Source organism: Flavobacterium nackdongense, from assembly GCF_004355225.1.
Lineage (GTDB): Bacteria > Bacteroidota > Bacteroidia > Flavobacteriales > Flavobacteriaceae > Flavobacterium > Flavobacterium nackdongense.
The window spans coordinates 2,141,526-2,156,161 of the sequence record NZ_CP037933.1 but is presented as its reverse complement, the minus strand read 5'-3'; the positions used below and the strand labels follow the sequence as shown (position 1 = coordinate 2,156,161).

3 protein-coding genes are annotated in these 14,636 nt (G+C 37.7%); all 3 read left to right on the top strand.

Going from position 1 to position 14,636, the window contains the following annotated elements:
- The first annotated feature begins 384 nt into the window (after window positions 1–384).
- The 3 genes from E1750_RS09140 (at window position 385) to E1750_RS09130 (ending at window position 14,572) form a co-directional block, all read left to right on the top strand.
- On the top strand, window positions 385–7,029 hold the full coding sequence (locus tag E1750_RS09140; RefSeq protein WP_227873864.1) for a polyketide synthase: 6,645 nt from the start codon (window positions 385–387) through the stop codon (window positions 7,027–7,029).
- Between the two features lie 207 nt (window positions 7,030–7,236).
- A complete protein-coding gene (locus E1750_RS09135) occupies window positions 7,237–10,386 on the top strand; it encodes a non-ribosomal peptide synthetase (protein ID WP_133276482.1) in 3,150 nt (1,049 codons plus the stop codon).
- A gap of 244 nt (window positions 10,387–10,630) precedes the next feature.
- Window positions 10,631–14,572: a non-ribosomal peptide synthetase gene (locus E1750_RS09130; protein WP_165698026.1), complete on the top strand. Its 3,942-nt coding sequence runs from the start codon at window positions 10,631–10,633 to the stop codon at window positions 14,570–14,572.
- Window positions 14,573–14,636 lie beyond the last annotated feature (64 nt).

The window sequence follows — 14,636 nt, the reverse complement described above, 5'->3', positions numbered from 1 at the left end:
CCCGCTACAGATCCCATTTACTTCAACTCGATTTTGTCTCAAAGGGCATTGTTGGCCAATACTTTGGCCCGAAAAAGGATGTACTCGACATTGTCGCAACAGCACCGGGATTAGGGTGTACGCATTAAAAATGATTTAATAAGAATTAGTATGCAAATTCTAGCATAAGACTTAAAAAAATTAAAAAAAAAATTTGCAAGAAAAGAAATCATTTTTTGACAGTTACTAATAATAATCTAAAAAATGTTATTCAACGATTTTTATAGCTTTATATAGAAAATCTAAGTTTTACTGAATTTATTTTCTTTTTTTTGTATAGACTAATTTATCCTCTTGGGATGGCTGGTTCATTTAGGTCCTAAATTTAATTTTACAATAATTAAAATGATTACACCTACTAGCAATAGCTCAGATAAAGGCATTAAAGGCCCCACTATGCAGTACCCGAACAGTACGCTGCACGAGCTTTTTGCTGAGCGAGCCAAAATACAGCCAGATTTTATAGCACTTGAATTTGAAGACAAACAATTTACTTATAATGATGTAAGTGAAATGGCGAATCAAATGGCTAATTATCTGTGGTCTCAAGGTTTGCGACCTGGTCAAATAGTTGGAATTGCATTAGATAGAACACCAGAATTGATTGCCTGCTTTTTTGCAGTATTACAATGTGGCTCCTCGTATGTGCCTATCGACACTTCATATCCAGAGGAAAGAATTAAACTAATAATTGAAGATGCTGAGGCGGCTATTTTTATTAGTAAAAAGGCGAACTTAATTTATTCTAAAAATACATCGTCTTTTGCAATTGAAGATGTTTTAGAATCAATGTCCATCTTGCCAGCAATTCCTTTGGACTTAAAAGTGAGCAGCTATTCAACGGCTTATATAATGTATACTTCCGGCTCTACCGGAAAGCCAAAAGGGGTTCAGGTGGCACATTACAATTTAATCAATGTGATTTATTCGATGGCCAAGGCGCCCGGAATGCAAAGCGATGATAGAATTTTTGCGGTAACAAGTATTTCGTTTGATGCGATGGTAGTAGAAACATTTCTGCCTTTATTATTTGGTGCTTGTATTATTCTTGTTAATGAAGAAACCAAAAGAGATGGAAATTTGTTGTTAAAGAAAGCTGTAGAAGATAAAATCACCATTTTATTTCAAACACCTAGCATGTGGCAAATTCTTATCGACACTGGTTGGGCAACCCCATTGCCTATTAAGGCTTTTACAGGCGGAGAATCCTTAACAAGATCTTTAGCCGATGACATACTGGCCAGATGTGATGAATTATGGAACCATTATGGCCCTACAGAAACATCTGTTTGCTCGCTAATTTCTCAAGTTTTTGCAAATAATGAACCGGTTACCATTGGAACGCCAGTGGCAAACACAACTATTTATTTGCTAGATTCCAACAAAAACGTTGTAAATCCTGGCGAAGTTGGCGAAATTGTAATCGCAGGTGATGGAGTGTCTTTAGGCTATTTAAACCGCCCTGAACTCAACAATGAAAAGTTTTTGACGAATCCTTTTGAAAACCTTTCGCATAGCAAAATGTACTTTTCTGGTGATCTGGGAAAGCTTTTGCCTAATGGGCACCTTCATTGTCTTGGAAGGATAGACGATCAGGTGAAGATTAGAGGAAACCGTGTTGAATTAGGAGAAATCGAGTCAATTATTAATAATCTTCCTGAAATTAAAAAAGCCGCAGTCATAGTGAGCAATCGTATGGGTGCCGAACCAAGTTTAGTTGCTTACCTTCAGTCGATAGACGCCAAGCGAGATACCAGCAGTATTCGTCAAAAACTTGAAAATCTGCTTCCTGCATTTTTGATACCATCATTTTTTATGTGGGTTTCTGATTTTCCATTGACCACAAATGGAAAAATCGATAAAAAAAACTTACCTGCTCCAGAATACCTTCGACCAGATTCAGCGCCAATTTTAAGGAAACCAACAACAAAAATTGAAAAAGAAATTGCAAAAGTTTGGACTGAAATGCTACAAATACCAATTATTGGCATTGACGATAATTTTTTTGAATTAGGTGGTACTTCTCTTTTGGCTCAAAGAGTAGCAACTAAATTAAGACAACACTATAATTTACAAATACCTGTAACCAAAATATACCAATATCCAACCATAGCTGAATTGTCTCATTTTTTGACTTCCGATACAATGCAAGTTGAGTATTTAAATTCTTCGAAACCTAAACAACAAAGACACTCTAGTGATGTAGCCATTATTGGCATGTCAGGAAGGTTTCCAGGAGCTGATTCTATCGAAGAATTATGGGACATTTTAAAGGTTGGCAAAGAAACCATTACTTTTTTTACCGAAAATGAAATTGACCCAAGTATTCCTGAATCATTGCGTAATGATCCTCTATATGTTGCCGCTCGCGGAATTTTACCAAAAGCTAACACATTTGATGCCGATTTTTTTGGAATAAATCCAAAACTAGCAGAAGTCATGGATCCGCAACAACGTTTGTTTTTGGAAATTTCATGGGAGGCTCTTGAACAAGCGGGTTATTTACCGCGACACTTTACCGGGTTGATAGGTATCTATGCAGGTGCAGGGACCAATACCTATTATAAAAAAAACATTCTTAATAATACCGATGTTTTAGAGCAAATTGGACATACACAAGCCGAGACTGTAAATGAGAAAGATTATATTGCGACAAGAACGGCCTATCATTTGAATATAAAAGGGCCTGCTGTCAGTGTTCATTCCGCTTGTTCCACTTCTTTACTTGCTATTGCTCAAGCAGCTGAAGCTATACGAAATGGACAATGCGAAATCGCTCTTGCGGGTGCCTCAAGTATAACTTCGCCGGTTTTTAGCGGCCATTTGTATCAGGAAGGATCAATGTTAAGTGCGGACGGCCATTGTCGCGCCTTCGATGCTTCCGGCAAAGGAACCGTTTTTAGCGATGGAGCCGGAGTGGTCCTTCTAAAAAGTTTGGAAAGTGCTGTAAATGATGGTGACAAAATCTATGGCGTGATCAAAGGGATTGGAATTACGAATGACGGCGGAAACAAAGGCAGTTTTACAGCCCCAAGTGCCGAAGGGCAAGCCGCTGCTATTAGTAGCGCACTAAAAGACGCGCAGCTTTCACCAGATACTATCAGCTATGTAGAAACGCACGGTACGGCAACACCTATAGGCGACCCGATAGAGATTGAAGGTCTCACAATAGCTTATGGTAACCAACCTAGAAATGGATATTGCGCAATTGGATCGATAAAAACCAATATGGGGCATCTTACGGCAGCTGCTGGAGTCGCAGGGTTAATAAAAACAATCTTGGCCATGAATAATAAACTTATTCCTGCATCACTTGGTTTTGAAAAGCCTAATCCAGCAATCGATTTTGAAAATAGTCCTTTTTATGTAAATGCTAAATTAAGTAGTTGGAATTCCGATACCCCCTTAAGAGCTGGCGTGAGTTCGTTTGGAGTCGGAGGAACTAATGTGCATCTTATTGTCGAAGAGTATCCTATTGAGCAAAAAGTTTCAAGTTCAAGTCGACCAGTCCAATTACTGATGTGGTCCGCAAAATCTGATGTTAGCCTAAAAGGATATGCAACTGAATTAGGTAAATTTATACAATCAAAGCCCGATATACAATTGGCTGACATCGCTTATTCACTAAATAAAACACGTGATACTTTTGCACATAGAAGTTTCCTTGTGTATAGCGACAGCGGTGCAGCAAGTCAAGAATTACTTTCGAAAGAAAATAGCACATTAAAAACTGCTGTTTTAAAAGTTGTTCCCAGTGAAATCGTATTCCTATTCCCAGGACAAGGAGCACAATTTTCGCAAATGGGAATGAATCTTTATAAAAACGAAACTGTTTATAAGGAAGCTGTAGATAAATGTTCTGAGTTTTTATTGGACGAATTAAAACTAGACATTCGTGAAATTTTATTTCCAGAAATAGTTACCGCTGACACAGAAGCTAAATTGAAAGACACTCGTTTCACACAGCCTGCTTTATTTGTAACTGAATATGCGCTATCTCAACTTTGGTTAAGCTGGGGAATTAAGCCTACAGCGTATTGTGGTCACAGCATTGGCGAATTTGTCGCAGCCCATTTAGCGGGAATATTTAGTTTAGAAGATGCACTTCATTTAATTGCAACAAGAGGTCGATTGGTAAGTGAGCTTCCTCAAGGCAGTATGCTGTCGGTAAGACTTTCAGAAGATAAATTGAAGGAAATTCTTCCAGAAACCCTTTCCATAGCTGCAATAAATTCTAATGTTATCTGTGTTGTTTCGGGTGAAAATGAAACAATTGCAGAATTTTCAAATGTATTGGATCAAAAGGAGATTGCGAACAAGCTGTTATTTACCAGTCACGCGTTTCATTCCAAAATGATGGACCCTATTTTGGAAATTTTTGAAGCTGAAGTAAAAAGAACACAACTACATAAACCGAATCTGCCTATCGTGTCTACTGTAACAGGAACTTGGTTGAAGGATGATGAAGCTACAAATCCGCAGTACTGGACGAACCATCTACGCAATACCGTGCGATTTGCGGATGCCACAAATACCTTGTTAAAATTAGAAGACATTTTGTTTTTAGAAGTGGGCCCAGGACAAACGCTAACTGCTTTGACAAAACAGCAAGGAGCAGGCAAAATAATTCCTGCTTTTACTAGTTTACTCTTACCTAAAAACCAAGAAACGGAATATCATAGTATTTTAAACACCCTCGGGGAGCTTTGGCTTCAGGGGATTAATCCTGATTGGGATGTCTTTTATGCATCTCAAAATAGACAAAAAGTGAATTTGCCAAGCTACGTTTTTGATCGTAAATTATGCTGGGTAAATCCGCCGATGGCTCAATTGCAAATTTCACGTGCTATTCCTATTGAAAATCAAAATTTAATCAGTTCTGTAGAAGATAATAAGTCTATGAGAAAATCTACCATCCTTGACAAAATAGCGTCCATAGTCAGCCAAACATCAGGTGTAGATTATCCTCAAGATGCATCTTCTTTGAGTTTTCTTGACCTTGGACTAGATTCATTGACCCTTACGCAGCTTGCGATCCGATTAAAGAAAGATTTTAAACTCTCTATTAGCTTTCGACAACTAAACGAAGAATTTAGTTCGCCATCGCTTTTAGCAGATTTCTTAGATCATCAGCTTCCGAAGGAAGAATACAACGAAAGCCTTTCATTGCAATCCATTCCTACCTCAGGTTTGCATAGTACCAGCAACCAGAACACGCCATTGAACAATCAAAATAATTCAACTTTAGATGCAATCGTACAACAACTCCAGCTATTAGGAAAACAAATAGAACTGCTTCAAGGAAATAGTGCGTCAGACTATAAAAATGAAATAGACAAGACACCTTATGGTTCACAGAAGGAGTTAATCACATCAGCAGCTATAGAAGAAGTACGCACTCCCGAAGAAATTGCAGAACATCAAAAACCATTTGGAGCAGCGCCTCGAATAGAAAAGCAAGCAAAGGAATTGAGCTATTCGCAAAAAGAATATCTCGACAAGCTTATTGCTAGTTACACAAAAAAAACAGCTGCCAGCAAAAGTTCTACTCAAAAATACCGACCAATAATGGCCGATCCTCGGGTGGTTACAGGCTTTAAACCTTTAACTAAAGAGATAGTGTATCCCATTGTTGTTGAGAAATCAAGTGGAAATCGACTTTGGGACTTAGATGGCAATGTTTACCTTGATGCTTTAAATGGATTTGGATCATGCATGTTTGGTCATCAAGCCGATTTTATAAAAGAAGCCCTTCATCACCAAATTGAAACTGGATTTGAAGTTGGACCACAGCACCCTTTGGCAGGTGAAGTTTGCGAGCTACTCTGCGAATTTACCAAACACGATCGAGCTGCCCTATGCAATACCGGATCTGAGGCCGTGTTAGGAGCTATGCGTATCGCGAGAACAGTAACAGGCCGATCGCTGATTGTTGCCTTTTCGGGTTCGTACCACGGTATAAATGATGAAGCGCTGGTACGCGGTTCAAAAAAATTAATAACATTCCCTGCTTCGGCTGGAATACTGGCTGAATCTGTTCAGAATATGTTAATTTTAGAATATGGCACACCAGAAAGTTTGCGGATCATTGCCGAAAGAGCAGCTGAAATAGCAGCTGTGCTTGTTGAACCGGTACAGAGCAGGAGACCCGAGTTTCAACCCGTAGCATTTTTGAAAGAACTTAGAGAACTGACTGCAAAATTTAGTGTTGCCCTGGTATTCGATGAGGTTATCACAGGTTTCCGAATGCATCCTGGTGGCGCTCAAGCCTTATTTAATATCCAAGCCGATATTGCAACTTATGGGAAAGTGATTGGCGGAGGACTTTCAATAGGAGCCATTACCGGTAAACGAAAATATTTGGACGCTTTAGATGGTGGGCATTGGGATTATGGCGATCATTCTATTCCCGAAGTTGGGGTAACTTATTTTGCTGGTACCTTCGTAAGACATCCGCTAACACTTGCGGCTTCCAAAGCATCACTTTTGCATCTAAAAGAACAAGGTCCTGCATTACAAGAACGGTTAAACGATATGACAAGTCGTTTAGCATCTGAATTGAACTCCGAGTTTATACAAAAAGGTTTGCCAATGGTTGTGAATCATTTTGGCTCTTTATGGAGGCTAAAATTTAATGATGACGTGCTTTATGGTGATTTATTATTTGCCTCGCTACGAGAAAACGGGATTCATATTTATGACGGATTCCCTTGTTTTATGACAGAAGCTTTTGAAGATAAAGATGTTTTGCAAATCATCAATACTTTCAAAAAATGTATTGAGGAAATGGTTTTGGCAGGATTTTTTGGCAATACTAAATCCGAATCCGAAAGGGTACTAAAGGAATCCGAATCAGAAACAAATAAGGCCGTAATTATTGATAATCCGCCAATGCCTGGCGCAAGATTAGGACGAGATGAAGATGGCAATCCAGCGTGGTTTATCGAAGACCCAAATGCTGAAGGAGAATATATTAAAGTTGCTATTTAAAAAATTTAAAATAGTTGACATTTAAACTTTTAGTAAGATTATATTTGTAAAAAAAATATGGATAGTAAGAGCGCTTCAACAATTAAAAAAACATTGTTTATCCCAAGTATAGGAGAAGTAAAAAAGTAAGGAATCAATAGTGCGCTTATCAAAAAACAGTAATGATTGTTACCTTTAATTACCCGAACCAAAAATTTATTAAATCAAATGAATAACCCAGAAGAAAGACCAAAGTTTAATCCTTTTGCAGGTCCCGAAATAGAAAAAGCCATTTATACCACAAAATCACAATCTGAAATATGGACAGCTTGTTCTTTTGGGGGAGATGATGCAAACAAAGCGTATAAGCTGTCATTTACCATAAATTTTGACGGACTATTGCAGATTCCAGCAATGGAACGAGCTATTCAGACTATTGTAAATCGCCACGAGTCACTTCGTGCCGCTTTTAGTAAAGATGGCCTTTATATGTCTATTTTCAAAGAACTGTCTGTTGGTATCAAAAAATTGAATCTTTCCAATTTAGATCAAAAGGAGCAAGATGACGCATTTGAAAAATATAAAGACCAAGACGCTCATTATATTTTTGATCTTGTTAATGGTCCCTTGATTAAAGTGGGCTTAATTACGTTTTCCGATACTAAACATAGTGTAGTATTGACAGTGCACCACATCATTTGCGACGGTTGGTCAATTGGAATTATATTACAAGAATTAGGGATAATTTATTCTGCTATAGTTGAAAACAAAACTCCGTTATTACCAGAATTGACAGCTTTTAGCACGTATGCAAATGAGGAGCAATCATTTTTGAATAGCAATGAATTTGTCGAGACAGAAAAGTATTGGCTCAATATGTATGAGAAATCGGTACCTATGTTGAGTCTACCAACAGATAATCCTAGACCCTCACCACGAACTTATGAAAGCGGGCGTTCAGATTTTAGATTAGATTCAAATTTATCATTAGCAGTTAAAAAAACCGGATTAAGCGTTGGTGCTAGTTTTGTTACCACTTTATTGGCCGGATATGAGGTTTTTTTATACCAATTAACGGGGCAAAGTGATTTGGTAGTCGGCGTTCCTTCTGCAGGACAGCCTACAAACGGCATGGACAACTTAATTGGCCACTGCGTGAATTTATTACCATTACGAAGTAACCCAACGCCAACTATTAGTTTTATAGACTACTTAAAGAAACGTAAAACAGAACTGTTTGATGCAGATGATCATAAACATTTTAGTTTTGGACAACTATTAGAAAAGCTTAATGTGCCACGTGATCCCTCAAGAATACCGCTGGTTCCTATTACTTTTAATTTGGATCTTGGTATGACAGATGGTGTTGCTTTTTCTAATCTTAATTTCGAGCTAATAAACACTCGTAAATATTTCGAAAATTTCGAAATATTTCTTAACGCGACAGGTAGCGATAGCAATCTTGTTTTCGAATGGTCGTATAATAAATTCCTTTTTAGTCCAGAAACTATAAAAAAAATGATGGAATCGTATGTAGAAGTGTTGCAAAATATCGTTACGGACCCATCACAAACCTTGGAACAAATTACTTTTCAGGATTACACAAGCATCTATTCCAAATTAAATGATACAGAAGTTGTCTATCCTAACTTATCATTATCAGAATTGCTGAGCAAACAAGCCGAAATCTCGCCCAACAACGTTGCTCTTGAATACGATAATACAAAAATAACCTACTACGATTTGCAAATTAGAGCAAATCAGTTTGCACATTTCTTAACTGCTCAGGGAGTTCAATCGGGTGATTATATAGCGGTCTCCTATCCACGTAGTCCAGAATTAGTATATGCAATTTTAGGAATTATTCAATGTGGAGCAGCTTATTTGCCGCTGGATCACGAATATCCAGCCAAGCGTGTCGAATATATGATGGAAGACTCAGCAGCCAAATTTTTGGTCACGAGTAAAGCATTGTCTTTGACCTTGCCCAAATGTCCGAATACTCTTTTAATAGATGATGCTATGGCATCCTTAGATCAGTACCCAACAACAAAACTTCCGGTAGAAGTAAATCCAGAAAATGTTTTATATCTGTTGTACACATCCGGTTCTACTGGCAAACCAAAAGGAGCCAAAATATCCAATAGAAACGTAGTCAATCTGCTTTTTGCCTTAGAAAATGCGCCAGGCATAAAAGAAACAGATAGAGTTCCCTTTATTTCCACAATTTCTTTTGATATTGCCAGTTTTGAATTGTTTTTTCCTTTATTCAAGGGCGCTACAGTGGTCTTGCCTGATCACGAAACATCCAAGGATGGAACCTTATTGTACGAAATGCTCGAAAGGGAAAAAATATCACTGATGGTAGGTACGACAACTACTTATGTTATGCTCTGTGATGCCGGATGGTCTAAAAAATTACCTATAAAAATATGGTGCTGCGGCGAACCACTGCCTATACCAGTGGCAAAAGAACTATTGAAAAGAGGGGATGAGCTTTGGAATTTGTACGGTCCAACGGAAGTCACTATTTTTTCCTCTTGCAAACATATAAAATCTGAAGAAACATTGATTTCAGTGGGAGGTCCCATTGCAAACATGCAATATTACATTGTGGATGAACAGTTAAATCTGCTACCGCCGAATACCGTGGGCGAAATTGCCATAGGTGGGGTTGGAGTTGGAAAAGGATATTTAGGAAGACCAGAATTGACAGCCCAAAAATTTATTCCAAATAAATTTTCTACAGCAGTAGGAGATATCATGTATCTTTCAGGTGACATAGGAAAATTACTTCCGACTAATGAAGTGGTATGTTTAGGACGAGTAGACCATCAAGTTAAAGTGAGAGGGCATCGAATAGAAATTGGTGAAATAGAACAGGCCTTATTATCAATCGACGGCATTAAGTCAGCCATTGTTTTAGCAAAAACAGATATATTGGTTGCTTTTGTTACAGTAAATTCAGAAATCATAAATGAGCTTGAGGCAGTTCGAATCTGGCGAAATGAATTGGCATCACAATTACCCGCTTTTATGCTGCCGCACGAATTTCATATTTTAGATAAAATGCCGACCACACTAAATGATAAAGTAGATCGAACGGCTCTTTTAGAATATAAACCTAATGCAGAAAGTAAAGAAGAATATACCGGTCCCCGAACGGATCAGGAAATGTTGGTAGCCGAAATTTGGGAGGAACATCTCAAAAAAGAGCGTATCGATATTTTTAGCAACTTTTTTGAAATAGGAGGGCACTCTATTATTGCAGTAACAATTGTGGTTAAAATTCAGAAAAAGACCGGTATACGCATTCCGCTTTCTGCGGTATTCCAAAATCCAACAATTGAAGAATTTGCAAAATTATTAAATAAATAAAATAAAGGATAACAATTTTAAAAACTAACCTATTGGATATGAATAATTTAAAAACAGTTTTTATTATTTTCGTTTTCAATAAAGAGATAGAAAAATATACCTAATTTAAATTTTATTATACTAATTTTGATTTAGGTATTAATCAAAAATTTACATAAGCAGAGTTTCTATTTAAAAATCCAATCGCAATTTGAAGATTACAATGAAGGATCAACCTCAAAATACAATTTTAAATCAAGCACAGATGCTCTCTACAGATTCCGAAAGTGTAATTTATACTACAAAGTCGCAATCTGAAATATGGACTTCTTGTTATTTCGGCGGCGATGATGCAAATAGGGCTTTTAATCTTTTGTATGCCTTAGAGTTTGATGGCCTCTTGAATATTCCCGCAATGGAACTTTCAATCCAAACTTTGGTCGATCGTCATGAGTCACTTCGTGCGACTTTTAGTCCTGATGGTGTTTATATGTCCATTTTCAAAAAGCTGGCTGCTACTATCCAAATTCTAGATATAACTGATATGGATCTTGAGTTGCAAAAAACTGCTTTTGAGAACTTTACCAACGAAGAATCCTGTTTTGTTTTTGACCTTGTCCACGGACCACTTTTTAGAGTAGGAATAATCAAATTTTCTGACAATAAAAATAGTTTAATACTTAATATTCATCATATTATTTGCGACGGTTGGTCGATAGGACTTATATTGGAAGAATTAGGTGTTATTTATTCCGCCTTAGTTGAGAATAAAACACCACAATTAGCAGAACCAAATTCTTTTAGTGACTATGCAGAGGAGGAACAATTATTTTCGAATAGCAATGAATACAAGGAGGTAGAAAAGTATTGGTTTTCCCTTTATGAGCAATCTGTTCCTGTACTAGATCTTCCAACTGACAATCCTCGGCCATCGCTTCGCACGTATGAAAGCAAGCGATTAGACTTTTCATTAGATGCGCAGCTACTAGACTCCATAAAAAAAATTGGTTTTAGCGCAGGCACAAGTTTAATTACTACTATATTAGCTGGCTTTGAAATCTTTTTGCATCAAGTAACTGGCCAGAATGACATAGTAATTGGGGTTCCTGCGGCGGGACAGCCCGTAACTGGAATGAACGATTTAGTGGGTCACTGTGTCAATTTACTTCCTTTAAGAAGTAATCCTGTGCCAAACACCAGTTTTATAGAGTATCTTAATAAACGAAAAATCGAATTATTTGACGCTTACGATAACCAGCAACTTAGCTTTGGTCATCTGCTACAAAAGCTCAACGTAGCCCGTGATCCCTCTAGAATTCCTTTGGTGCCGGTGGCATTCAACCTAGGCTTAGGATTGACAGAGGACGTCGTCTTTTCAAATCTTACTTTTAAATTAAAAAATACGGGGCATTCTTTTAATACTTTCGAAATTTTTGTTAATGCTAGTGGTACCGAAAAAGATCTTGTTTTAGAATGGTACTTCAACAAGAATCTTTTCAAACCCGAAACCATCCAGAACATGATGGCCTCGTTTGAACTAGTACTAAAAAGAATAGCCGAAGACCCTTCACAAAGTATTGAACAAATAACATTTTCGGATTATCGACACAAAAAATTTGAAATAATTGGGTCGAAAATGGACTATCCTAAGAGTACGTTGCATGAACTTTTTGCCCAAAAAGCGGCAGAAGCTCCGATGGCAATAGCCCTTGAATTCGAAAACCAGAAGGTCACTTATGGAGAGTTAAGTACAAAGATCAATCAAATGGCAAATTACCTGTGGTCGCAAGGTTTGCGGCCAGGCCAAATTGTCGCAATATCTTTAGATAGAACGCCCGAACTCATTGCAACTCTTTTTGCTGTAGTACAATGTGGCGCTTCCTATGTGCCAATTGATACGAATTATCCAGATGCTCGACTCAACTTGATGATTGAAGATTCAGATGCAGCCTTTTACATCGGCTTAACCGCTAAAGAAAACTTTCCAAACAATGCAGTGGCACTTACTATTTCCTCGATTTTGGAATCGATGGTTGATTTTTCTTTAGAACCAGTAAATCTTAAGGTTCCCACAGAATCTGCTGCCTATATTATTTACACTTCAGGATCTACAGGAAAACCCAAGGGAGTTCAAGTGGCACATTGCAACGTTATTAACCTCGTGTATTCGATGGCTAAAGAACCAGGAATATCAGCGGCCGATAAAATCTTTTCGATCACGACCATCTCATTTGACGCTATGGTGATGGAAATTTTCTTACCACTACTACACGGAGCTTGTGTGGTACTAGTCGATGAAGAAACGAGAAGGGATGGAAATCTATTACTAGAAAAAGCTGAAAAGGACAATATCACAATGATGTGGGGAACATCGAGTATATGGCATATCCTCATCGATTCCGGTTGGAAAAAACCATTAAATATCAAAGCGCTTATTGGCGGAGAACCAGTGCCTATGCCATTGGCTCACGAATTACTTTCAAGATGTAAAGAATTGTGGAATATATATGGCCCAACAGAAACCACCGTCTGCTGTTTTCTTACCCAAATAACCGTCGAAGATGATCCAATAACCATCGGTACACCTATAGCTAATACAACTGTTTATTTGCTCGATGCCAATAGAAAACCCGTAAATGAAGGGCAAGTAGGAGAAATAGTAATAGCAGGTGATGGAGTTTCTTTAGGATATCTCAATAAGCCTGAACTTACTAATGAGCGTTTTTTGACTGATACATTCAACACCGTATCAGGCGGCAAAATGTACCTTTCGGGTGATTTAGGAAAACTCCTACCCAGTGGTAAGATGCAATGTTTAGGACGTATCGATCATCAGGTAAAAGTGAGAGGATATCGAATAGAATTAGGCGAAATAGAGCAAGCACTATTGTCTGTCGATGCAGTAAAATCGGTAGTTGTTATTGCTGAAAAAGACATTCTAATTGCATTTATTGAAGCTGATCGTAAAATCAAAAATGAGCAGGAGCAAATTCGATTATGGCGCAATGAATTGGCCTCACAACTACCCTCGTTTATGGTTCCGCACGAATTTAATATCTTAGACCAATTGCCTACTACACTGAGCGGCAAAATTGACCGCAAAGCATTATTAAATTATAAATCAGATAAAGTAGTTGAATACACAGCGCCTCGAACCGAAACGGAACTAATTGTAGAAAACATTTGGAAAGAAAGTTTGAACCGAGACAATATTGATGTTTTTAGTAATTTCTTTGAAATAGGGGGACATTCATTAATCGCAGTTAGAGTAATGAACAAAATCGAACAACAAACGGGAAAAAAATTGCCACTTTCGGCTTTGTTTGAACACTCTACTATCGAAGAGCTCGCTAAACTAATAGACACTGATCGTGAAATTTATTCTGACTATTTAGTACCTATCAAACCAAATGGTACCAAACCTCCTCTTTTTATGGTGCACGGCGGCGGGCTCAATATTTTAAATTTCAAGCATGTGATTAGCCATTTCGATGATGATCAACCTGTATATGGCATTCAAGGGATTGGACCTAATGGCTATGAAAATTGGTTTCAAAGTATCGAAGAAATGGCAGCTCGTTATCTTGAATCAATTGTAAAAATCAATCCCACTGGGCCTTACGCCTTAGCTGGATTTTCGTTTGGAGGTGTCGTAGCCTTTGAAATGGCTCGTCAGTTAAAGCAAGATGGCAAAAAAGTAAGTATTGTTGCTTTGTTAGACTCGTATGTAGATGCATCTTTTTATTATCCCTCGCTGTGGCAAAAAAACCTCCTAAGATATTATGATCGCACGTACAGAAGGCTGGATTACCTATTTCAAATGCTCACCAGTTGGAAAGCATTTAAGTTGAGAACCCAAGCCAAAAAAGAGCATATCCTAAAAATGTATTTTGGTAAAAAGGACGTTTTGTCTGAAGAGGAAGCTTTGGCACTTGAAGAATTTGCTATTGCGAATAGTAGGGTTTACAAAATTGTGAATCGCTATCAACTACAACCACAGGATTTTGAAGTAGATCTATTTCGAGCCAAAGATGATTTAGAGTACAAAATAGACGCCGAGCATATGGGATGGAAAAAAGCAGCCTTGAAAGGGGTGCATATCCATAATGTTCCAGGTAATCATCTAAGCATAGTAGACCCTCCAAATGATAAAGTCTTAGCAAGAATGGTACAAAATATTTTAGATGAAAGGCACGCAAATAGTTGATTTTTTATTTCTAGTGAAAATATAAAGAAGTTTCAATAGCGTTCGATTAGAACTTGGAATCGCA

Excerpts from the sequence above, each read along its gene's own strand:
- E1750_RS09140 (WP_227873864.1), top strand. The coding sequence starts at position 385 with ATGATTACACCTACTAGCAATAGCTCAGATAAAGGCATTAAAGGCCCC.
- E1750_RS09135 (WP_133276482.1), top strand. The coding sequence starts at position 7,237 with ATGAATAACCCAGAAGAAAGACCAAAGTTTAATCCTTTTGCAGGTCCC.
- E1750_RS09130 (WP_165698026.1), top strand. The coding sequence starts at position 10,631 with ATGCTCTCTACAGATTCCGAAAGTGTAATTTATACTACAAAGTCGCAA.